Origin of the sequence: Tatumella saanichensis (assembly GCF_000439375.1) — a bacterium.
GTDB classification, from domain to species: Bacteria; Pseudomonadota; Gammaproteobacteria; order Enterobacterales; family Enterobacteriaceae; genus Tatumella; species Tatumella saanichensis.
On record NZ_ATMI01000012.1, the window covers coordinates 40,051 to 62,206 of the forward strand.

The 22,156-nt window shown below is 47.5% G+C and carries 17 protein-coding genes and 4 pseudogenes; 14 read left to right on the forward strand and 7 right to left on the reverse strand.

Annotated features, from left to right (window positions below):
- Positions 1 to 116 precede the first annotated feature (116 nt).
- Complete coding sequence (locus DW47_RS0105885) at positions 117 to 1,505, forward strand: diaminobutyrate--2-oxoglutarate transaminase (protein WP_029685465.1); 1,389 nt, start codon at positions 117 to 119, stop codon at positions 1,503 to 1,505.
- A gap of 11 nt (positions 1,506 to 1,516) precedes the next feature.
- Positions 1,517 to 2,977 (forward strand): pyridoxal phosphate-dependent decarboxylase family protein, encoded by a 1,461-nt coding sequence (locus DW47_RS0105890; protein ID WP_029685466.1) that lies wholly within the window; start codon positions 1,517 to 1,519, stop codon positions 2,975 to 2,977.
- A 375-nt stretch (positions 2,978 to 3,352) separates the two neighbouring features.
- Here DW47_RS0105890 and DW47_RS16260 read toward each other — a convergent pair.
- Positions 3,353 to 4,438, reverse strand: a pseudogene (locus tag DW47_RS16260) (IS3 family transposase).
- Positions 4,439 to 5,196: 758 nt separating this feature from the next.
- On the opposite strand from DW47_RS16260, the gene DW47_RS0105905 reads away from it, so the two are divergent.
- A complete protein-coding gene (locus DW47_RS0105905) occupies positions 5,197 to 6,186 on the forward strand; it encodes an alpha/beta hydrolase fold domain-containing protein (RefSeq protein ID WP_029685468.1) in 990 nt (329 codons plus the stop codon).
- Between the two features lie 68 nt (positions 6,187 to 6,254).
- Positions 6,255 to 7,145, forward strand: coding sequence for an oxidoreductase (locus DW47_RS0105910; RefSeq protein ID WP_029685469.1), 891 nt, complete (start codon positions 6,255 to 6,257; stop codon positions 7,143 to 7,145).
- A 6-nt stretch (positions 7,146 to 7,151) separates the two neighbouring features.
- On the opposite strand, the gene DW47_RS0105915 is transcribed toward DW47_RS0105910, so the two are convergent.
- Positions 7,152 to 7,418: a DksA/TraR family C4-type zinc finger protein gene (locus DW47_RS0105915; RefSeq protein ID WP_029685470.1), complete on the reverse strand. Its 267-nt coding sequence runs from the start codon at positions 7,416 to 7,418 to the stop codon at positions 7,152 to 7,154.
- A 1,020-nt stretch (positions 7,419 to 8,438) separates the two neighbouring features.
- Here DW47_RS0105915 and DW47_RS17830 point away from each other — a divergent pair.
- Positions 8,439 to 9,552 (forward strand): annotated as a pseudogene (locus tag DW47_RS17830) (hypothetical protein); the annotation flags it as partial.
- Positions 9,553 to 9,702: 150 nt separating this feature from the next.
- Complete coding sequence (locus DW47_RS0105925; protein ID WP_029685471.1) at positions 9,703 to 10,905, forward strand: multidrug effflux MFS transporter; 1,203 nt, start codon at positions 9,703 to 9,705, stop codon at positions 10,903 to 10,905.
- Positions 10,906 to 10,912: 7 nt separating this feature from the next.
- Here DW47_RS0105925 and DW47_RS17785 read toward each other — a convergent pair whose 3' ends face one another.
- The 3 genes and pseudogenes from DW47_RS17785 to DW47_RS0105930 all read right to left on the reverse strand — a co-directional run bounded on the left by DW47_RS17785 (position 10,913) and on the right by DW47_RS0105930 (position 12,726).
- Complete coding sequence (locus tag DW47_RS17785) at positions 10,913 to 11,239, reverse strand: nitroreductase family protein (protein ID WP_338151553.1); 327 nt, start codon at positions 11,237 to 11,239, stop codon at positions 10,913 to 10,915.
- 11 nt (positions 11,240 to 11,250) lie between these two features.
- Positions 11,251 to 11,607 (reverse strand): nitroreductase family protein, encoded by a 357-nt coding sequence (locus DW47_RS17790; RefSeq protein WP_277618933.1) that lies wholly within the window; start codon positions 11,605 to 11,607, stop codon positions 11,251 to 11,253.
- Positions 11,552 to 12,726: pseudogene (locus DW47_RS0105930) on the reverse strand (IS3 family transposase). The gene DW47_RS17790 and the pseudogene DW47_RS0105930 overlap by 56 nt, the downstream one beginning before the upstream one ends.
- A 462-nt stretch (positions 12,727 to 13,188) precedes the next feature.
- Here DW47_RS0105930 and DW47_RS0105940 point away from each other — a divergent pair.
- Together DW47_RS0105940 and DW47_RS0105945 are read left to right on the forward strand one after the other, a co-directional pair.
- On the forward strand, positions 13,189 to 14,040 hold the full coding sequence (locus DW47_RS0105940) for an aldo/keto reductase (protein ID WP_029685474.1): 852 nt from the start codon (positions 13,189 to 13,191) through the stop codon (positions 14,038 to 14,040).
- Between the two features lie 26 nt (positions 14,041 to 14,066).
- The gene (locus DW47_RS0105945) at positions 14,067 to 15,056 is read left to right on the forward strand and encodes an aldo/keto reductase (RefSeq protein ID WP_029685476.1); all 990 of its coding nucleotides are present in this window, start codon (positions 14,067 to 14,069) and stop codon (positions 15,054 to 15,056) included.
- Between the two features lie 34 nt (positions 15,057 to 15,090).
- Here DW47_RS0105945 and DW47_RS0105950 read toward each other — a convergent pair whose 3' ends face one another.
- On the reverse strand, positions 15,091 to 15,984 hold the full coding sequence (locus DW47_RS0105950) for a LysR family transcriptional regulator (RefSeq protein ID WP_029685477.1): 894 nt from the start codon (positions 15,982 to 15,984) through the stop codon (positions 15,091 to 15,093).
- 148 nt (positions 15,985 to 16,132) lie between these two features.
- Here DW47_RS0105950 and DW47_RS0105955 point away from each other — a divergent pair, with 148 nt between their 5' ends.
- The 4 genes and pseudogenes from DW47_RS0105955 to DW47_RS17835 form a co-directional block, all read left to right on the forward strand.
- A complete protein-coding gene (locus DW47_RS0105955) occupies positions 16,133 to 16,924 on the forward strand; it encodes an SDR family oxidoreductase (RefSeq protein ID WP_029685478.1) in 792 nt (263 codons plus the stop codon).
- A gap of 124 nt (positions 16,925 to 17,048) precedes the next feature.
- Complete coding sequence (locus DW47_RS0105960; protein ID WP_029685479.1) at positions 17,049 to 17,300, forward strand: YdgH/BhsA/McbA family protein; 252 nt, start codon at positions 17,049 to 17,051, stop codon at positions 17,298 to 17,300.
- Positions 17,301 to 17,356: 56 nt separating this feature from the next.
- Positions 17,357 to 17,698, forward strand: coding sequence for a helix-turn-helix domain-containing protein (locus DW47_RS0105965; RefSeq protein WP_029685480.1), 342 nt, complete (start codon positions 17,357 to 17,359; stop codon positions 17,696 to 17,698).
- Between the two features lie 72 nt (positions 17,699 to 17,770).
- Positions 17,771 to 18,051 (forward strand): annotated as a pseudogene (locus DW47_RS17835) (type 2 periplasmic-binding domain-containing protein); the annotation flags it as partial.
- A gap of 440 nt (positions 18,052 to 18,491) precedes the next feature.
- On the opposite strand, the gene yjjJ reads toward DW47_RS17835, so the two are convergent.
- Positions 18,492 to 19,799, reverse strand: coding sequence for a type II toxin-antitoxin system HipA family toxin YjjJ (yjjJ, locus tag DW47_RS0105970; protein WP_029685481.1), 1,308 nt, complete (start codon positions 19,797 to 19,799; stop codon positions 18,492 to 18,494).
- 280 nt (positions 19,800 to 20,079) lie between these two features.
- Between yjjJ and DW47_RS0105975 the strand changes: the two genes are divergently transcribed.
- Both DW47_RS0105975 and hpxO read left to right on the forward strand, forming a co-directional pair.
- On the forward strand, positions 20,080 to 20,571 hold the full coding sequence (locus DW47_RS0105975; protein ID WP_029685482.1) for a M48 metallopeptidase family protein: 492 nt from the start codon (positions 20,080 to 20,082) through the stop codon (positions 20,569 to 20,571).
- Positions 20,572 to 20,962: 391 nt separating this feature from the next.
- A complete protein-coding gene (hpxO, locus tag DW47_RS0105980) occupies positions 20,963 to 22,120 on the forward strand; it encodes an FAD-dependent urate hydroxylase HpxO (protein WP_029685483.1) in 1,158 nt (385 codons plus the stop codon).
- Positions 22,121 to 22,156 lie beyond the last annotated feature (36 nt).

Sequence of the window (22,156 nt, forward strand, 5' to 3'; positions counted from 1 at the left end):
TGATGTGAGTCAAACTATTGTATCTGTGTCAGAAAACGCATATATTAGCCGCGCTTTTTAAACCCCTTTTTAATCTGATTCAATTCGGCGTCCATTCGCCGGGTTGTGGGAGTGATATGATGACGGATAAGGTCCGTATTAATACTTTGAATGCTAATACAGTAAAGCAAAGCAATGAAACTCTGTTAACCAGACAGTCTCAGTTTGAATCCAACGTCAGAAGTTATCCAAGAAAGCTGCCGCTGGCGATTGCCAAAGCGAAAGGCGCATGGATCACCGATGTTGATGGCAACGAGTATCTAGACTGCCTGGCAGGTGCCGGTACTTTGGCACTTGGTCATAATCATCCTGAAGTGCTTGAAAGCATCCAGAGTGTTATCAGTAGTGGCCTGCCGTTACATACACTTGACCTGACAACTCCTTTAAAAGATGAGTTCTCAGAATACCTGTTATCTTTACTGCCTGGTGAAGGTAAAGACTATTGCCTGCAGTTTACCGGTCCATCCGGCGCCGATGCGGTTGAAGCGGCACTGAAACTGGCGAAAAAGGCGACTGGTCGCAGCGGTATCATCAGTTTCTCTGGCGGTTATCACGGTATGACCCATGGCGCGCTCTCTGTAACCGCGAACCTGTCACCAAAAGAAGCGGTCGACAACCTGATGCCAGAAGTCCAGTTTATGCCTTATCCGCACCTGTATCGCTGCCCGTTTGGCATCGGCGGTGAAGCTGGAACGAAGGCCATTTCCCATTACTTCGAAAACCTGATCAACGATGTTGAAAGCGGCGTGCGTAAGCCAGCGGCGGTGATCCTTGAAGCAGTTCAGGGTGAAGGTGGGGTTAACCCAGCACCGGTTGAGTTCTTACAACGTCTGCGTAAAGTAACTGAAGAAAACGGTATTCTGCTGATCCTAGACGAAGTTCAGGCCGGCTTTGCCCGTACCGGTAAATTCTTTGCCTTTGAGCATGCCGGGATTGAGCCAGACATCATCGTGATGTCTAAAGCCGTCGGTGGCAGCCTGCCATTAGCGGTATTGGGTATTAAGAAACCGATTGATGTATGGTCTCCTGGTCACCACACTGGTACCTTCCGTGGCAACCAGATGGCGATGGCCACCGGTCTGACCACACTGAAGATCCTCAAAGAAGAGAACATCGCGGATAAAGTGGCTGAGCAGGGGACTTGGTTAACCGGCGAACTGAACGCGCTGAAAAAACGCTTCCCAGTGATCGGTCAGGTTCGTGGTCCAGGTCTGATGATTGGTATCGAAATTGTTGACCCCGCTAAAGCTCAGGATGCGATGGGTTGCTACCCAGCAGACGGTGAGCTGGCAGCGCTGTTACAGAAAAAATGCTTTGATAACAAGCTGATCCTGGAGCGTGGCGGCCGTAACGGTTGTGTGCTGCGTCTGCTGCCATCTCTGCTGATTTCTCAGGATGAACTGAAGGCTTTCCTGCAGAAATTTGAACAGGCGATGCTGGATGCTGGCATTACGCCAGTCGCATAACGGAGTCCGTGATGTCTGATATTAATCCGATCCTTTCCGGATCGGCTGAAAGTATTGCCGCCTACAAGGCGGCCATTGAACAGAGTTCAGCGGCCGTCGCAGAATGGCTGCAGCAGCCAGAAATGTATCAAGGGCGTACCGTTCAGGAACTGCATGAGCGCATCGAACTGAACTTCACCCGTCAGGGATTAGGTAACGAAGCGGCGATTGGCCGTGCAGTTGAGTATTTCCTGAAAGACAGCCTGTCTGTGCATCATCCACAATGTGTGGCGCACCTGCATTGCCCGAGCCTGGTCATTAGCCAAGCTGCGGAAGTGCTGATCAATGCCACTAACCAGAGCATGGATTCCTGGGACCAGAGCCCGTCAGCCACGATGATGGAGATCCGTCTTATCGAGTGGCTGCGTACTCAGGCTGGATTCCCAGCCGGTGATGCCGGCGTATTCACCAGTGGTGGTACCCAGAGTAACCTGATGGGCTTAATGCTGGCGCGTGATGCTTTCTTCGCTCGTGATGGTCACTCTGTTCAGCAGCAAGGTCTGACCGGTGATCTGAGTAAGGTGAAAGTCTTCTGTTCTGAGCATGCGCATTTCTCAGTACAGAAAAACATGGCACTGATGGGGCTGGGTTACCGTTCCGTCACGCTAGTGAAGACCGATGCGGTGAACCGCATGGATATCAATGATTTCAAGCTGAAGCTGGAACAAGCACAAGCTAATGGTGAGAAGGTGATGGCAATTGTTGCCACTGCCGGTACCACCGATGCTGGCGCCATTGACCCGTTAAGCGAGATTGCCGACCTGGCTGCCCAACACAATATCTGGGTACATGTGGATGCGGCTTGGGGCGGAGCACTGCTGCTGTCTCAGAAATACCGTCATTACCTGAATGGCTTAGAGAAAGTGGATTCAGTCACCTTGGACTTCCATAAGCAATTCTTCCAGACCATCAGCTGTGGTGCCTTTATCCTGAAAGATGCCCGCCATTATGAGCTGATGCGCTACCAAGCGGCTTACCTGAACTCTGACTTTGATGAAGAGCAGGGCGTGCCTAACTTGGTGTCGAAATCATTGCAGACAACCCGTCGTTTCGATGCATTGAAGCTGTGGATGGGTCTGGAAGCACTGGGTCAGGACAAATATGCCGAGATCATCGATAACGGTATTACCCTGGCACAGCAGGTCGGCGACTACGTCAGTGGGCAAAGTGACCTGCAGTTGGTGATGCAGCCACAACTTGCTAGCGTACTGTTCCGTTATACGCCGGACTCGTTGCGCGAAGGGGACTTAGCACTGCTTAACCAGAAAATCGGTGATGCGCTGCTGGCTTCTGGTGCGGCCAATGTGGGCGTTACCGAAGCAGATGGCGTGACCTGTTTGAAGCTAACGCTGTTAAACCCAGTTGTGACTTTAGACGATGTGAAGACATTGCTAACCAGTGTCTGTCAGACCGGGCAACAGCTAAACGCCTGATCAACTCCTGATAAAGCCGTTACCTTAGGGTAGCGGTTTTTTTATATCATTAATTAGTTACAACATACAATGAGTTTACATCCATACGGTATGGTATGCCGCATACAGATAAAACAAAAGGTTAAGCTCAACGCTGCCAAAATAATGCTAGGTAGGTAACAATAGGCAGGTTGGATGATGTGAGGACACAAGTCCCACCTTTCTCTTATTAACGAAGGGGCTCTCAATGGTATCAGGATATACCTGAGAGGGGACGATTATAGGGACTTCTCCGCGACCTATCACATCTATGGCATAACAGGCTTTTATGAACACTCCACCAGTGTCAACATAGATGGCTACATCCTTTATGATGAAGATTAAGGATTGTAGTGGTCAACAAAAACTGGCCACCGTTTTAGAGTTTTTCCAGAACAATCGTTCTGATTGATTCGGCGTCAAACCTCCGTTATTTTGATGAGCTCTGAGCTGGCTGTAATATCCTGTGATGTAATTCGTTATTGCCGTGCTGGTTCGCTAAAATTCGCGTAGCCATTATCCGGTACCCACTTTGTTTACAGGCTTCTGAAGAATCGTTCCATCGGGCTGTTATCCCAGCAATTTCCCCGGCGACTCAGGCTTTTCTTTATCTGATATCTCCACAGTAACTGTCTGAAATTCCTGCTGGTATAGTGACTACCTTGATCCGAGTGATACAGTAAATTAGTTGATTTTCCCCGTGCTTCCCAGACCATCGACAGGGCTTTACCTGTCAGTGCTGTATCAGGGAAAAATGACATCGCCCATCCAACCGGTTTGTGGAAAAACAAATCGAGTACCACAGCCAGATAAGCCCAGCGTTTTCCCGTCCAGATATCAGTCACATCACCGCACCGGGCCTGATTAGGCTCGGTAACAGCAAACTGGCGATCCAAATAATTAGGGATCTCAATATGTTCCTCAGAGGCTTTCTTATAACGATGGCCAGGTTGCTGACAGCTGATAATATTGAGCGCTTTCATCAGCGTTGTTGCCCACCAACGGCTCAGTTTTATACCTCTGGTGGTGACCATCGCGGCAATGCTTCGCGCTCCTGCTGAGCCGTTAGTTTCGCGATAAACCTCACGCACAAGACCCAGTAATACCACTCTCGTGGCGTCAGGCTTCCTGGGCTGCCGCCAGTATTTATAACTGCTGCGATGGATCCCAAACACGTTGCACACAACGGCAACAGGAAACCGCGCCTGAGTTTCTCAACTAATGAGAATTGTTCAGGGAGTCCGACATCAAGAGCACGGGTGAAGCTATGGGTGATTTACCCGCTCGCTCTTCTTTGAATTGTCGAACCCATTTGTCCATCGTGGATTTACCGACATTCATCGCAGTGGCAGCGGCGGCAATGCTGTAGTGCTGGTCGAGTACAAGCTGGGCAGCTTGGAGGCAAAACACGGGGCTAAAATTGCGTCTGTTACGTCCGGTCATAATGTCACCTGTTTTGGCTATGAGGTGATGATATCACCTCTATTCAGGTGGCCAAATTCACTATGCCACTACAGATCGACTTATACGGAAGGTAATGTCATCTATAGAAATTCATGGGACAATCGTTGTTGTGCCTGATGAAATAGAGGGGCAGAGGAGAGAGGAGATCAAATGCTCTTAACTTCAAATCTGCGACCGTTGCAAAAAGAGGGTATGAGTATAGCGCCCAGTTTCCTATTACAGAACATGGCGATACATCGTTTTATTAAGCGAATTATGACGTTATAGAATATTTTCGCGGGAGTTCGGCAGCCCAAAATATCCGGATTGCCAACTTTTATCTGCAATCTACTAGATAGAATTACGTTATAAAAGCGACGGAAGGGCTGACACAGGGTATTAAAGACAGTGTCATTAAAGTGCCAGAAAGCACTGCAACTTTGCGTCGAAAAATAGGGTTTTGATAATTTCCCCACAGATTTTAAGGTAGACGTGGTGTTCACCTGTACTTCTCAACGTATTATCAGCAGGCAACTTTAATGCACTATATTAGTTACATCATACAATATACAATTAATTAATCTTGTAACGATGCCTTATTTTAGTCAGACAGAAACTTAGAAGTTAGTGCAACTTAAAACAGGCTAAACAATAAAACGTCATAGCTTCCTCTAAAGAGATGCTAACATTTTCGTGCTGGCAAAGCCTGATATTTCATCAATACTTATAATAGACATAGGGTTAACAGGAGGTCGGCATTGTCGTCACAACACATTGATTTTAAGAATGAATCCTCTTTTCCTGGTGATACCTGTGGCGCTCAACGTATTCAGGTGTCGCTCAGCAGAGGGCAGATAGATTATCTCGGTAATATCATTTATCGCCAAGTAAAAAGCCTGCGTACGGTTACGCAATTAGCTCTATCAATGCTGGTCCCGCGAAACAATGATCTTAAACCTGCAATTCTTTATTTTCCTGGCGGAGGGTTCACTAGTGCCGAGCATAATAAGTTTATTGAGATGCGGATGGCCTTAGCAGAAGCCGGTTTTGTCGTCGCCGCTGCGGAATACAGCACCTTGCCACAATGTTTTCCTGCACCACTGGCAGATGCTCGAGAGGCTGTGAGTTTCTTGAGAATGCATGCAGGAGAGTATGGTATTGACCCAGAAAGGATAGGGGTGCTGGGCGATTCTGCCGGAGGCTGGTTAGCACAGCTATTGGGTACCACCGCACAACAGCACAGTCTGGCAGATAGCCTAGCCACCGATTATCAGGTACAAGCCGTAGTGTCATTGTATGGAATTTCTGATCTATTGACTATCGGCGAAGGTTTTTCTTCAAAAGTTCAGCAAGTGCATGCGTCACCGGCAGCCACGGAAGCGTTATTAATCAATGGACCTGCATTTGCCCATTTCCCTGGGGCGGCAGTAACCGAGTCTGTCAGCAAGGCCCAACAAGCCAGCCCGTTAACGCATGTTTCGGGTAACGAGCCGCCATTCCTAATTATGCACGGGAGCGCTGATACGTTGGTTTCACCACAACAAAGCGCCCGTCTTTATCAAGCGTTACGAATAGCAGGCCGCCAGGTTGACTATTTTCTGGTTGAGGGAGCAGAACATGGTGATCTTCACTGGTATCAGCCACAAATTATCCAGCAGATTTGCCAGTGGTTTGAACGATCGCTTGGTCGCCCTAAGTCGGCAGAACAGAATCATCAGCCTGATGCCGATACAAATACAAATCTGTAAATAGGCGAGGGCAGTGAAGCAGGAAACTCTTTAAATACAGCAAATTTCATCATAAAGGAGGCTGTCTAATGGCGTCAGAATTATCGATAGCATTGGTAGGACCTGGTGCCATAGGCACAACGGTTGCCGCGGCATTACATGAAAAAGGGCGAACACCGATCCTCTGTGGACGCACTCCCCATGCTGAATTACGATTACGCTATGAAGGCGGTCAGGTAGTGATCCCTGGGCCGGTAATGACTGAACCTAAAGATATTAGCCACCCAATAGATTTGGTTTTTGTCGCAGTAAAGACGACCCAAGACCATGCCGCCGCCGCTTGGCTTCAAGCCTTATGCAATCGAGACACTATTGTCTGTGCATTACAAAATGGTGTCGAACAAGTCGCGCAACTTGCTCCCTATGTGAATGGTGCCTGTATTATTCCTTCAGTGGTCTGGTTTCCGGCGCAACGTGAAATGGATAACTCTGTTTGGTTACGGGATAACCCAAGACTGACACTGCCAGATTACAGTCAATCCCAAAAGGTAATTTCTGCTCTTAAGGATACCCGCTGTCAGGTAGAGGTAACAGAAGATTTCAATTCTGTTGCTTGGCGGAAATTAATCCAGAATGCAGTGGCCGGACTGATGGTGTTGTCTAACCGTCGTGCGGGGATGTTTTCTCGTGAAGATATCCGTGAACTGGCACTTAACTATGCACAGGAATGTCTGAATGTTGCGCGAGCAGAAGGTGCTCAACTCAGTGACTCAGTTCCCGAAGAGATCGTCAGCCGTTTCAGCCAAGCGCCGTCGGACTTGGGGACATCAATACTGGCGGATCGCCAGTCAGGGCAGCCATTGGAATGGGAAACCCGAAACGGGATCATTCAGCGTTGCGGCCGTGCTCATAATATCAGCACCCCTATCAGTGATGTTATTGTCCCGCTACTGGCGGCTGCCAGCGACGGGCCAGGGTAACATCACTTATCGCAGCTGGCTGTCTTTACTACCACGGCGGTTGTAGCCGCTGTGGATTTCATTCTGCTTATCTATTTTGGCTTGGCAGTTTACACAAAATCGAACACCGGCCAGTGCTTGGCGACGGGCCTCTGGGATCGGCTCACCACATTCTTCACAGAACTCCGCGCTTTCGCCATGGCCTAGATTTTCTCTAGCTCGAGCGACAGCATCTTCAACTGTATCGTCTATCTGTTTATTGACTGCGCCATCATCAGACCATCCGCCTGCCATAGTAAATCTCCTCACGTTATCAGTGTAAAAGTATAGTTCAAAACTGAACATGGCTTTTACCGCGATTGCTGCCTTTGAACACAACAATTAGGTCGAATTTTACTCGCCCTCATAGGTGTCGCTACGTGAAATCTGATAAATTAGCAGGGGGATAACCCACGATAATTCACACAGCGACGTCATTTTTTAGGCCGTTTTTTGTACAGGATCAGAGGTCAAATAATCAGTCCATACTCAAATACCTGTCTCCATGAGTGTGGATCACTGGCCGTTAACGTCAGCTCAGTAATGCATCCGATATTAGCGGGCGGAAAATTTAGCTATTATGGTGTTAAGCAGACTCGATGGGTGTTTCTAAATGAAATATAAAAAAGACACTGAGGGGTCAAATTACTGAAAGGTGTTGGTCTGATAAGCTTAAATAGACCAAGGCAGCTAGGCTATATGGAAACGATCAACATCGATGATGCAAAAAGAATCTATAAAAAGTCGCTCGAACGGTGAGCCAATGTTGATCGCTAAAAACGGTCATACGAAATATCGTTGCACATAAAGAAGATAAGCCAAAACGGAAGCTGGGCTTTCTCAAAGGTAAGGCAAGATCACTCAATGATTTCGATGATTTAAACGCGGCTGAAATTCAGGATATGTTTAAAGGGGAAGCGGCGTAGTCATTGAGTCATTAAGCCTGGGCAGTCCTAGGTTTTATCCGGTGTTTTGTAAAACGGTCTCCACTGAGAAAAGACTGCGCTTCGAATACTGGCAACTGCAGGAGTGACAGCCGGAGTTAAGAAAACAAGCGGCTGACATGTCACAGGCTACGTGAATCATCCATAGGCATAGCCTTTGTCTCCGAGAATACCACAAGTGCGCATAATGTATATTATGTTAAATATGGTGGGTTTGTTCTTAAGTTCCTGAAAAAGAGGAACTTACCGATGAATCAGTCAGTTGCCAAAGTTTAGTTGTGGACTTACGATGACTTCATAACGCAAAAATTACGGGGTATCCGCTAAGTTAATGGCATATTCCATCTTACATTTATCGAGGAACAACCAGAGAACTCATCTCATAGTTGATGATGTGACTACCCTACCGGTCATGTTCGCCACAATTTATGGAATGAATGAACTGAGCAAGAAACATCTGGGGACTCAAGAAAACATTCTGTGTTCGCTGCGTTTCTTTACGTCTATTACTTTAAGAAGCACAAGCGAACATTTGACTACGATTTCTATCGGTCTGGCTACAATATCTCCTGTTATATCAGGGAGCTTGATGGCTTCTTTACCTACCTGCTCGGGAAGCAGCACCTGAGTGACGATACCGCCATAATCTCTAACGGTTTTTTACATTCGGCACTCTCCAGAACCAACAAGTCCACCTATGGTAACCACGTCAGAAACGTTGGCCGATTCCTTAAGTATCTCAACTATAGATATATGAATCTGGCATACCAAGATATGTCACCTACTGAAGCTCACCAGATTAACCAGGCGAACCACAGAGATTTCGCTGACAGAATTAAGGTCTTCAACAGAGTTGAAGTATCCAGGAACGAACCCGCACACCGATACAAAAGTATCACCAGTCAGCAAAGTGTCGAACTAACAAACATGTTAATCCCCCCACTCCTGAATTTACAGATATCGAGACCGGCGAATTGATCATGGCCGTGGTTAATCCCCAAAACCCATTCGATTCAGGATTTCAACAATACCGTAACTACCTTATCCACCGGTTAATGTTTAACTATGGCTTACGTGTTGGTGAAGTTCAATTGTTGTTGAAGGATTGCGTGGGGCCAACCCTTCCAGACAATAGTTATCAGCGTATCTTTTACAATATGTTGTTACTCACAATTATTTGCGGTTTCCGTTTCCAAGAAATAATGTTGCTGAAAATGACTTCTTTGGTTAAGCGAGAAATCACGGATAAAGAAAAACGTCAGCACGCAATAGATCAAGACTGGCCTACTTACAGGTTGGGTAGTGAGTATCTTGGTGCGAAAAAGGCTGGATGGCGGATCCATTGGCTGGCGCCAAGCACTTATTCTGTCGTCGTGATGATTTATAAATCTGTTCAAGAATTGACCTTGGGGTTCCGTAAAACGATTCAGGGCTTCAGAGATTCTAGATAGATAAAAACCCACTTTTACTTACTCTAATCATCATATTTCATAGATTGATGAGTATGATTCATAGTGCCTATCCCACAGACAGTCATTATCAAGCTTACTAAATCCATTAAGATGTGATGATTCCTGCCTCTTTTTAGGGTTAACATGTCCACTATTAATTTCCAAAATCAAACTCCCACGGCTACAAAACACGGTCTAACGTTTTTGCTCATTCTCAGCGCCCTGATGGCTGTCACCTCTTTATCCACCGACATCTATCTTCCGGCTATGCCCGTCATGGCAAAGGATTTACAGGGTGACGCAGAGCTGACAATCACAGGGTTTCTTATCGGCTTTTGCATTGCACAACTGATTTGGGGACCGATTAGCGATCGTTATGGGCGTCGACTGCCGCTGTTTATCGGTTTAAGTCTATTCATCATCGGCTCGGTGGGCTGCGCGTTATCAACAGATATCGTGCAAATAGTCTTCTGGCGTGTTTTTCAGGCGTTAGGAGCCTGTACCGGGCCGATGCTGGCTCGAGCGATGATCCGTGACCTGTTTAACCGTACTCGTGCTGCACAAATGCTTTCGACACTGATGATAATCATGGCCATCGCGCCGATTGCTGGGCCCCTGATCGGCGGGCAGATGATTAAAGTCACCTCGTGGCATGCCATCTTCTGGCTGCTGGCGATTATCGGAGCATTAATGCTGATGTCTTTATTCTGGTTACCCGAAACATTACCTGCTGAAAAACGCTCACAAGCCTCCGTAACCAGAGCCTTTCACAACTACTATGCCTTGCTCACCAACGCCAGATACATGCGATTTACTTTGTGCCTGACGTTCTACTACGTTGCAGCCTACGCCTTTATCACCGGCTCTCCGTTTGTGTACATCACGTACTTTGGCGTTGACCCGCAGCATTACGGTTGGTTGTTTGCAGTAAACATTGTTGGACTAATGGCGGTGAGCATGGTCAACAGACGCCTAGTTCACCGCTATCCACTGGAAGCGTTGCTCAAGAATGCCGTATTCATCGCCACTATTGCCGCAATAGTGCTGGCGGTCACCACCGGCTTGGGTGTGGGTGGAATTACCGTGATTGTCGGCGCTGTGTTCGTGTTCTTCTCTATGAATGGCATCATCGCGGCGACATCCACGGCTTGCGCTCTGGACGCAGTGCCTAATGTGGCTGGCTCCGCGTCGGCGCTAATGGGCGCGTTACAATACGGCAGCGGCATCATCTCTTCACTGCTTCTTGCCTTGTTCAGTGATGGCACACCCTGGACGATGGGCTGGATAATTGCGTTGTTTACAGCAGCCAGCGCCCTGATGGCACTGACCGTTCAGATAAAAAAATAAAACGTCGTTATTGATGCCAGACGACACTTTCGTCCAGAGATACCCGCCCTTCCCTGTAACTCAGGGAGGGATGCGTTTTATCTGGGATCTCAAAAGAAATACCGTAAAGCAGCCTGAAACCCTCAGGAACATTTAATATTCGACGCACCGTTTGGGCAAAATAACTCAGCACTGCCTGTGGAACGCCTGCGTAACCGCGAGCTGCCAGGGAAAGCAGAAATGTCTGCGCATACATACCGGCGTCAGAGGCTACGCGAACGTTGTCCCCTACAGCAGGAATGAACAGCAGAGCAACATGAGGCGCGCCGAAAAATCTCACATTACGCTCGACCACTTCTGAGCGACTTAAGTTATCCCCCAGCGCAACGCCCAGTGCCTGAATGGCTCGGGATAAGCTTCTTTATCAAACGTAAAATCAAGACTGTAGTTCCCAGCCCTCAGATCTTCCGTCAGTGCGTGGCTTAATTCACGAAGTTTATCTCCTGCAACGATATGCAGGGACCAGGGTTGAGTATTGCAGTTGGATGGTGCGCATTGCGCTTCGAGCAAAATGTCTTTGAGGACATAGCTGGGGATGGGAGATGGAAGAAAGGCTCTGGCCGAGTATCTGTTTTTTACTACCTCACTAAACGTTGGTTTGTAGTGGTCAACAAAAACTGGCCACAGCTTTAGAGTTTTTCCAGAACAATCGTTCTGATTCATTCGGCGTCAAACCTCCGTTATATTGATGAGGTCTGAGCTGGCTGTAATATCCTGTGATGTAATTCGTTATTGCCGTGCTGGCTTCGCTAAAATTCGTGTAGCCATTATCCGGTACCCACTCTGTTTTCAGGCTTCTGAAGAACCGTTCCATTGGGCTGTTATCCCAGCAATTTCCCCGGCGACTCAGGCTTTGCTTTATCTGATATCTCCACAGTAACTGTCTGAAATTCCTGCTGGTATAGTGACTACCTTGATCCGAGTGATACAGTAAATTAGTCGGCTTTCCCCGTGCTTCCCAGGCCATCGACAGGGCTTTACCTGTCAGTGCTGAATCAGGAAAAAATGACATCGCCCAGCCAACCGGTTTACGGGAAAACAAATCGAGTACCACAGCCAGATAAGCCCAGCGTTTGCCCGCCCAGATATAAGTCACATCACCGCACCAAGCCTGGTTAGGTTCGGTAACAGTAAACTGGCGATCCAGATAATTAGGGATCTCAATGTGGTCCTTAGACGCCTTCTTATAACGATGGCCAGGTTGCTGACAGCTGATAATATTGAGCGCTTTCATCAGCTTTGTTGCCCGCCAGCGGCTCAGTTTTATACCTTTGGTGGTAACCATCGCGGCAATGCTTCGCGCTCCTGCTGAACCGTTACTTTCGCGATATACTTCACGCACAAGGCTCAGTAATGCCACTCTCGTGGCATCAGGCTTCCTGGGCTGCCGCCAGTATTTATAACTGCTGCGATGAACCCCAAACACGTTGCACACAACGGCAACAGGAAACCGCGCCTTGAGTTTCTCAACTAATGAGAATTGTTCAGGGAGTCCGACATCAAGAGCGCGGTAGCCTTTTTTAATATATCTCTTTCCATTTCAACACGTTGAAGATTTTTCTTTAGTTCACGTATTTCTATCTACTCGGGTGTCATGGGGGAAGCGGCAGGTGATTTGCCTGCACGTTCTCCTTTCAACTGTCGGACCCACTTATCCATTGTCGATTTACCGACATTCATTGCCGTCGCTGCTGCAGCAACTGTGTAATGCTGATCAAGTGCCAGCTGAGCTGCTTCGAGGCGAAATTCAGGGCTAAAATTGCGTCTGTTACATCCGTTCATAATGTCACCTGTTTTGACTGTGAGGTGATAATATCACCTCTATTCAGGTGGCCAAATTTAGTGTGCCACTACACCTGCCAGGGGAATATCAGCCGCCTCAAAATTTCTAAAGTTGCGGATTCCGAGTTTTGATAAATACATAAAACTCCCTCTAAATGCATTACATAGGCTTTGGAAAGACGTTCTTCTGGCAAAAAGCTCATAAAATTTAACAGCGAAGGTTCTGAGCGATTTTACTTTATTCTTTTCTTATCATCGGCCGTTAATTGCAAGAGTTCAACACTTGGATTTAGGACTTGCTGTTGCGGAGACAGCCACAACATCTATATGTGGCACAAAGCCGACCTTCAGCCCCCTCTAAATTAATGAACACATCTAATAAACCCTAGCTAATTACCCCACCTAATCGAATAAATCACTTTGCGTTATGCTTTTACTACACAACAGCTGAAGGATAACGTCATGCAAACTGTAAAACTGAACAACGGTATTGAAATGCCCTTGGTGGGCTTTGGTGTCTTCCAGATGACAGATGCTGCTGAATGCGAAAGAGCCGTTATTGATGCTATCGATACAGGATACCGCCTGATCGATACCGCCGCGTCTTACCAGAACGAAACCCAGGTCGGGAACGCACTGAAACAAACCGGTATCGCCCGTAACGAACTCTTTGTCACCACCAAACTTTGGCTGCAGGATACCAATTACGAAGGCGCTAAAGCCCAGTTCGAACGCTCCCTGAATCGGCTGCAACTTGATTACGTCGACCTGTATCTGATTCATCAACCTTACGGCGATGTCCATGGGGCATGGCGTGCTATGGAAGAACTGCACCAGGCAGGCAAAATTCGCGCCATTGGCGTCAGCAATTTCCATCCTGACCGACTGGCCGACCTTATCGCCTTCAACAACGTGGCCCCAGCGGTGAACCAGATTGAAGTTAACCCCTTCAACCAGCAGTTGCATGCCGTTCCATGGAATCAAAGCCATGGCATTCAGCCGGAAGCCTGGGCACCGTTTGCTGAGGGTAAAAATGGCCTGTTCCAGCATCCCGTGTTAACGGCAATTGGTCAGAAGTACGGCAAAAGTGTGGGCCAGGTTGTGCTGCGTTGGATCTTCCAGCGAGGCATCGTTTCGCTGGCGAAATCGGTGCGCAAAGAACGGATGGAAGAGAACATCAACATTCTCGATTTTGAACTCAGCTCTGAAGATATGCTGCAGATTGCTGCCCTCGACACTGCAACCAGCGCCTTCTTCTCTCACCGCGACCCGGCGATGGTGGAATGGCTGACGGGCCGCAAACTTGATGTTTAAGTCGCGATAAAAGAGGTATTCATTTAATGCTAAAACGTTATCTGGGTAAATCCCGACTCGAAGTCTCCGCGCTTGGGCTCGGTTGCATGGGCTTAAGCCACGGCTATGGTCCGGCGACCGATACTCGTCAGGCTATCGAGCTCATTCGCGCAGCGGTTGAACGTGGCGTCACCTTCTTTGATACCGCTGAAGTGTATGGCCCCTTCCTCAATGAAGAAGTTGTCGGCGAAGCCTTAAAACCGTTTCGTGACCGTGTGGTCATTGCCACTAAGTTTGGTTTTACTTTTGGCGACGACAACAAGCAGCAGATTTTAAACAGCCGTCCGGAGCATATCCGTGAAGCTGTGGAAGGATCATTACGCCGTCTTAAGACTGATGTCATTGACCTGCTGTATCAACACCGTGTCGATCCGGATGTCCCGATTGAAGATGTTGCGGGTACGGTAAAAGACCTGATAGCTGAAGGCAAAGTTAAACATTTCGGTCTGTCCGAAGCGGGTGCGCAAACCATTCGTCGTGCGCATGCCGTACAACCTGTCACGGCCCTACAAAGCGAATACTCAATGTGGTGGCGCGAGCCTGAGCAGGAGATCCTGCCGTTACTGGAGGAACTGGGTATTGGTTTTGTGCCCTTCAGCCCATTAGGCAAAGGCTTTTTGACGGGATCGATTAAGCCAGGAACCACTTTTGGGAAGGATGATTACCGCAGCACCGTGCCGCGTTTCGTCGGGCAGGCGATTGAAGCCAATGAAAAGCTGGTCTCCTTGCTGGGTGAATTGGCGGCAGAGAATGGCGTGACGTCTGCGCAAATTGCGCTGGCATGGCTGCTGGCACAAAAACCGTGGATTGTTCCTATCCCTGGCACCACCAAGCTACACCGGCTGGAGGAAAACCTGGGGGCTGCCGACATTATTCTTTCGCAGGATGACTCACGTCAGCTAACCCAGGCGCTTGAAACCATTAAAATTGTCGGCGAACGTTACTCTCCTGAGCACCAGGCCCGCGTAGGCCGTTAATATCCGGGCGGGTCCGCTGAGATTGGGGGACCCGTTATTCCTGGTAGCGAAGAGCATCGATCATCAGCGCAAAGGCGGGTGGATGCTGCTTACGGCTCGGGTAGTAAAGGTAATATCCGGGGAAAGACGGACACCAGTCCTGCAGAATCTGAATAAGCTCTCCTGACTTTATATAATCCTGCACCCTGTCTTCAGGTATACAGGCGATGCCAAAACCGGATAACGCCGCATCAATCCTTTCCGCCTGCAGATTAAACGTGACCTGCCCTTCCACTCTGACCCGTAACGGTTTCCCTTCCTTCTCAAACTCCCAGTGGTAAAGCCCACCGGCTGTCGGCAGGCGCATATTGATACACCGATGATTTTGTAGCTCGTGCGGCGTTTCAGGTGCAGGATTTGCAGCGAAATAAGACGGCGCTCCTACCACAGCCATTCTCATGTCCGGCCCAATTCTTACCGCAATCATGTCCTTATCCACACTTTCGCCCAGACGGATCCCGGCATCAAAACGTCCCTCAACAATATCGACAAAGCCGTTATCAACGACCAGTTCAACATTGATTTCCGGGTATTCCCTGAGGAAGGGTTTTAGCTTCGGCCATACCAGACTTCGCACGGCATGCTCCCCGGCAGATAAACGGATATTACCGGAGGCAGTGCCGTTCAGCTGAACCAGCGATTCCAGTTCCTGCTCAAGATCGGCAATACGTGGCTCAAGGCAGGCAATAATTCTCTCACCGGCCTCTGTAGGGGCTACACTTCGGGTCGTACGGGTCAGAAGGCGAATATTCAGCCTTTCCTCCAGGACCTTCATCGCGTGGCTGAGTGCAGACTGAGAAACCCCCAGTTTACCCGCTGCTTTGGTAAAACTTCTCTCCCTCGCGACCACAAGAAAGATTTGCAGTTCATTGAAGTTTTCTTTGAGCATCGGCGATTTCCTTATGGTGGCATTCCCTTCTTCACACACTCATGAAGGGTGTTCATAGACACAATCATTTTAACCCTATTACTGACAATAATGATAATTGATATTCTGACCGTATCGAAAATAAGTCTGAATTATCAGAAGGTTTATCATGAAAATACTCGTTGCAGGGGCGACAGGAAGTATTGGCCTTCATGTCGTCAATACCGCTATCAAAATGGGCCATCAGCCTGTAGCGCTGATCCGAAATAAGCGCAAAGTGAAATCGCTTCCTCGGGGTACAGATATTTTTTACGGCGATGTTTCATTGCCTGAAACACTCACCGAATTACCGAAAGATATTGATGCCATCATTTTCACTCTCGGTTCCGATGGTCAGGGTCGTATTGGTGCCAGGGCGATAGATTATGGCGGAGTGTGCAATATTGTACGAATATTCAGGAATGTATCTGTTCGTATCAGCCTGATGACCACGATTGGCGTGACTGAACGACTCAGCACCTGGAATCAACGCACTGAGGTTCATGACTGGAAAAGACGTGCCGAGCGTCTGGTCAGGACTACTGGTCACCCCTATACCATCGTCAGGCCCGGCTGGTTTGATTACAACAATGATGATGAACACAGGATCGTTATGCTTCAGGGGGATCGTCGCCATGCAGGAACACCGGAAGATGGTGTGATATCCCGGGAGCAAATCGCCCAGGTTCTGGTCAGTGCCCTAACCCACGACGAGGCAAAAAATAAAACTTTCGAACTGGTGTCTGAACGAGGTGAAGCACAGCATGATCTTACCCCACTGTTTGCAGATCTGCTGGCTGATGATCCACAAAAAATTGATGGGGTTCTGGACATAGACAATATGCCTCTGCGTGAAGAGCCTGACTGCATTATTAACGAGATGAATTTGTATTCAAAAAAATTAACCAATCTACAACCCTGACAATTTTGTCATATAGCGGTCAGCCTCATGACAGCTTAGGTCTGTATATTTACATATACAGACGGGGATAATTCCCCTGATACGAATCCAGTTTTAAACATAGATTTTAAAATAGGTATTAAATATGAAAGCACTACTTATTACTACATTGGTCATGGGATTTATTTCAGTGAATAATGCCTCTGCTGACCAAGAAATTAATCATGCAGATGGGAAAGAAAAGATCGGTGTCGTCTCAACCAGCAATGCCTATACGCTTGATGAGTTATCGGATGTTCTTTCTCGCAAGGCTGACGAGCAAGGGGCAACCTCATTCAAAATCCTGTCGACAGCGGGGGATAATAGACTACACGGGGTTGCTGAAATCTATAAATAAATCATAAGCATCCCGAACAGGATGTGTCACAGCCCTCTTAAAGTGAGCGTCGATATATGTTCAGAACAGAAGGGATCATCGATGAGATAACTCAATGGATTGATTCAAACTTACACAAGCCGCTGAAGATAGAGGATGTTGCTGCGCGGGCAGGTTATTCCAAGTGGCATCTTCAGCGGATTTTTGTGCAGGTAAAAGAAGTTAGCCTTGGAAAGTATATTAAAGATAAAAAGCTCAGACTTGCGGCGAAAGATCTTATTGAAACTAATGAACCAGTGATAAACATAGCCTTTAAATATGGATTTGATTCACAACAGACTTTCACTCGGGTGTTCTCTAAAAAATACAAATTGCCACCATTAAAATATCGAAACACCGAAAGGATAAGAAACATGTAACTTTGCAGTCGATTCATGGCACAAAGCGGAAGAGCCAACAAAGTAGAAGGTCCGATGTGAGCGATATCCGCCGTCAAGGAAGATGTAGTTGCCTGGCGATTATCTCCAGATGTACGCTGAGTTATCGCCTCATCTCCGGACTACCTGGAACGCTACGGAACAACTGAACATTCAGATGATTTATTTCACAATTGCTGGATAAGCAACCGTCTCAGTGAAGATCGTAGTTATCGCTGGGAACGCTTAAAAAACGGCGAATCGTATCAATCACTATGCCTGACTCAGTGACGGTCAATCAGCTTGAAACGGGTTTTGTGGCCGTATTGTGCGGGGCTAGCCAAATGCATTTACCGCTGCACCTATTGTCGGAAAGGTACTATGCAATCGCACATCGAATATAAATTAATATTACTGAACCCTAAAACCTGATCTAACTCACAAAATTAAAATGTTTAGTTCATGAACTAATGGACGCAACTGAGGGTGATTTATGGACACTTTTCAACACAGTTATGAACCGAAACTTAGTTCATAACTGTAAATTAGGATTTAACTTTTAAAAATATAATTTTAAAACAACTGGTTACGCTAAATCTTGTGATGCTTCAGATTATGTATATTCCTCAAACCCAGAATAGTTAAATCAGATAATGTGCATAGGGACTCGCCATGAATCGGATCTTCTGACTAACTCTACGATCGTAACGCTAACCTATAGCCTCTACCCTTCTTATCCAGCATCCAATATTGGCCGGTTTACGTATCCATCAAATACGTTAGCGGCCAAAGGTTATTATGCCAGCCGCGCAATACGTCTTGCTGCATCATCAAGATGCTCACGTAATGCCTGTAAGCAAGGTTTGAAATTCTCTGACAACAGACTGCTGTCATTAGCCAAACTCACAAACTGCTCTGCCAACTCTAAAGCCTGGTGCCATATTGCTACTGAAATAACTTCCGGTAATGCGATCGCTCGTAGGCTGTTAACCAGTTCTCCTCCAGATTTCGGCGCAAAGCCCATTGGTAATATGTCATAGGCTGGAGCCAAATGGTATGGCCGACCATGGCTACTGATAAAGGAAAGGTTTCCGTGATGCATATCGGTATTACCCGTCAATGTGCCATAGGCCCACAGTAACGCGACCTGATCAGCCGCGCTGGCTTCAACATGTTTTTGCTTGATTAATTCCTCGACCAGTACTGGCCAACTTTCTCTGGCCCGCCCAGTAAACTCAGCATCTAATGCCCGTAATGAAAACAGTCCAATACGGCCTAATCTACCCACACGATCAAAACGCGGGATCTCAAGAAAGCGCTGGCCAGAGAAATCGAAAATGTCAGTCTCCACGCCTAACACTTTTAAGGAAAGATGTTCAGCAGCCAGCAGATCCCGCCAACGCTCGCTGACAGGATGATTATCTGCAGCAGAGAACTTTACCAATACATGGCCTCGGTCGGTGAAAGTACAGAATTTGGGTTGTTCACCACCTGCGGAAGACCCTGGGATCTCTCCAGAACTTGCCGCTTTAGCCAGTGCAGGAAAACCAACGTCCCGGTCAATGGCCACTGGAGCTTGCATGTTTAGGAACTGCTCTCGTGCTTGTTCACCGATCAATAAATTACCTATTGCATCCGCGCCATGAGCCAGCAATGAACGGATAACTTCCGCATCGTTCCAATGCTCAGGATTTGCGGGTAGTCCTAGCGTCGCGGAAAAACGAGAGGCATAAGCTCGACCAAGATATCCTTGTGGACGCATATCGAACAACCACCATGGCAGACTGTCACTGTAAATGCTCTTTCCATCTGTTTGCTGCATCACAAAACCGTGAGGATAAACCGGAACTAATCGCCCCAGTGCACTCACCTGCCCTGCTTCGCTGATACGATAAACCGGTGCCGAACTAAACCCCCGGAAGCGATCATAAAGCGCATACTGAATAGATGGACCCGCGCCAATCCTAACAACCTCGTCAGCTACTGCTTTCAGTTCACGAGACAGTGTTGGTTGGCTAATTCCAATATTATCAGCAAGTTGCCTTGCATTCATCGGTGACTGACGCAGTAGACTGCGTAGTGTATCTGCTCGGGTAGTTGCCATTATGAATAGGTTATTGAATAGGTTATTGAATAGGTTGTTGAATAGATAAAATAGCAGATATTGTTGTCGCTGTCATCCTGATAGGACTCATCGAGATGCTCAGTAGATGACTTACGCCCGACATTACGGTCCTGTCACAGTATCTACTGGCCGTTTGGGATCCTGCGCGATCCAAAAGTACAGTCAGGCGCCTGGAACTGTGCCCCGCTAGCCCTTTAGCAATACGGCCACTCTCGTGTATTGTGCTATCATGCTCTCTTTTCCAATTAATGCCATGACTATGACACAGTTAAAATATTTGCAGGGTTACCCTGCAGATATCCTCAATAAGGCACAAACTCTGGCTGAACAGGGGCGCCTTGCTCCTTGGATTGAGAATAAATATCCAGAGGGTCATCAGGTGCAAAGTGATAAATCACTGTATCAGTTTGTTGACCGTTACAAGCAGCGCTTCCTGAAAAATAGTCCATTGATATCAAAAGTTTATTACGACAATAAACAACACCCTATCACTGGTACATTAGGCACCCATAGTTATGTCTCGCGAGTTCAGGGTGGAAAACTCAAATCCAACCATGAAATCCGTATCGCGACCCTATTCCGCAAAGCACCGGAACCTTTTTTACGGATGATTGTGGTCCACGAACTGGCCCATATAAAGGAAAAGGAACATAACAAGGCGTTTTATCAACTATGCTGCCATATGGAGCCAGATTACCATCAGCTAGAGTTTGATATGCGCTTATGGCTAAATGTCCGTAACAGTGCTTAAGCTTTGTCTTCGCCTGTAGATATTTTGTTTTCGTGACTTGATGTACGACACCAATCATTAAGGCATACAATGTATGTTGTAACTAATAAAGTGGAAATGAAACCACTTTTCCAAGTAGTTAAAGCCACCATATGTGACAATGTCACTTTTATAATACTAATACGAATCTTTCAGATATAATATTGAAACGTTTGATTCATCTACTCTACACTGCCGCATAAAAGTGCCCTTTATTACCCTCTTTGCACTATTCAGGTTCATCCTCGCTTATCAAAAATTAAGCCGCAATTCTTATCTTATTGATTTTGTAAAGTAAAAACTATATTACCCTGTTCATTGCGGACTGGTACAAAAGTTGCAGTCTTAGGGTGATGAGAATAAGGAGAACATGATGAAAGCACTGATTATCGGCGCCGGTATTGGCGGTATGAGCACTGCCCTAGCCCTAACGCGTTGCGGTTTTGATACTGAAGTCTTTGAAGCAGTTAAAGAAATAAAACCTGTCGGCGCGGCAATTTCTATCTGGCCAAATGGGGTGAAATGCCTCAATTACCTAGGGTTAGGTGAGCAGATCAAAGCGCTGGGTGGTAATATGGCCTGGATGGCCTACCGCGATTTCAATCATGGCAACGATCTCACCCGCTTCAGTCTTGCACCGCTGGTTGCTCGTGTTGGGGAATACCCCTATCCGGTCGCTCGGGCCGAACTTCAAGGTATGCTTATTAACAGCTATGGTGCTGAAAAAATTGCCTTTGGAAAACGAGTCTGTGCAGTACAACAGGATGATAACGGTGTAAGTGTCCAATTTGATGATGGCACCACTGCAAGCGGTGACTTCTTAATCGCCGCCGATGGTACCCATTCGGTAGTGCGTGAGTATGTGCTCGACAAGCGTGTTGAACGCCGTTATGCCGGCTATGTGAACTGGAACGGATTGGTTGAGATTGACGAAAAAATAGCCCCTGCTGACCAATGGACAACCTGGGTCGGTGAAGGTAAACGTGTTTCGCTGATGCCGGTGAATGGTAACCGCTTCTATTTCTTCTTTGATGTCCCTCTGGAGAAAGGTCTAGAAGAAGATCGCTCAACCTTGGTCAACGACTTGAAAAAATATTTCGCTGGCTGGGCGGATCCGGTACAGCAGCTGATCGCTAACATTAACCCTCAAACCACCAATCGGGTGGAGATCCACGATATAGAACCCTTTATGCAGTTCGTGAAAGGCCGTGTTGCCCTGCTGGGTGATGCGGCCCACAGTACGACGCCAGATATCGGTCAGGGCGGATGCGCAGCGATGGAAGATGCAGTGGTGTTGGCGACCACACTGGCCAGTCACTCATTGGGGATCGACGATGCCTTATTGCGTTATCAGCAGCGCCGTAATGAACGCGTAAAGGATCTGGTACTGAAAGCCCGTAAGCGCTGTGATGTCACCCACGCAAAAGATCCACAAACCACCGCAAATTGGTACCGAGAATTATCCACCGAAACCGGTGAACGTGTATTGGCGGGTATGTGTGACACCATCGAAGGCGGCCCACTCGGCTGATCGGTTATCTAGAGCCGGGAAACCGGCTCTAGATGG

Coding starts and splice junctions, on each gene's coding strand:
- DW47_RS0105945 (WP_029685476.1), top strand. CDS start 14,067: ATGCTAAAACGTTATCTGGGTAAATCCCGACTCGAAGTCTCCGCGCTT.
- yjjJ (WP_029685481.1), bottom strand. CDS start 19,799: ATGGCAACTACCCGAGCAGATACACTACGCAGTCTACTGCGTCAGTCA.
- DW47_RS0105955 (WP_029685478.1), top strand. CDS start 16,133: ATGAAAATACTCGTTGCAGGGGCGACAGGAAGTATTGGCCTTCATGTC.
- DW47_RS0105965 (WP_029685480.1), top strand. CDS start 17,357: ATGTTCAGAACAGAAGGGATCATCGATGAGATAACTCAATGGATTGAT.
- DW47_RS0105885 (WP_029685465.1), top strand. CDS start 117: ATGATGACGGATAAGGTCCGTATTAATACTTTGAATGCTAATACAGTA.
- DW47_RS17790 (WP_277618933.1), bottom strand. CDS start 11,607: ATGAATCAGAACGATTGTTCTGGAAAAACTCTAAAGCTGTGGCCAGTT.
- DW47_RS0105890 (WP_029685466.1), top strand. CDS start 1,517: ATGTCTGATATTAATCCGATCCTTTCCGGATCGGCTGAAAGTATTGCC.
- DW47_RS0105975 (WP_029685482.1), top strand. CDS start 20,080: ATGACACAGTTAAAATATTTGCAGGGTTACCCTGCAGATATCCTCAAT.
- DW47_RS0105915 (WP_029685470.1), bottom strand. CDS start 7,418: ATGGCAGGCGGATGGTCTGATGATGGCGCAGTCAATAAACAGATAGAC.
- DW47_RS0105950 (WP_029685477.1), bottom strand. CDS start 15,984: ATGCTCAAAGAAAACTTCAATGAACTGCAAATCTTTCTTGTGGTCGCG.
- DW47_RS0105940 (WP_029685474.1), top strand. CDS start 13,189: ATGCAAACTGTAAAACTGAACAACGGTATTGAAATGCCCTTGGTGGGC.
- hpxO (WP_029685483.1), top strand. CDS start 20,963: ATGAAAGCACTGATTATCGGCGCCGGTATTGGCGGTATGAGCACTGCC.
- DW47_RS0105925 (WP_029685471.1), top strand. CDS start 9,703: ATGTCCACTATTAATTTCCAAAATCAAACTCCCACGGCTACAAAACAC.
- DW47_RS0105960 (WP_029685479.1), top strand. CDS start 17,049: ATGAAAGCACTACTTATTACTACATTGGTCATGGGATTTATTTCAGTG.
- DW47_RS0105910 (WP_029685469.1), top strand. CDS start 6,255: ATGGCGTCAGAATTATCGATAGCATTGGTAGGACCTGGTGCCATAGGC.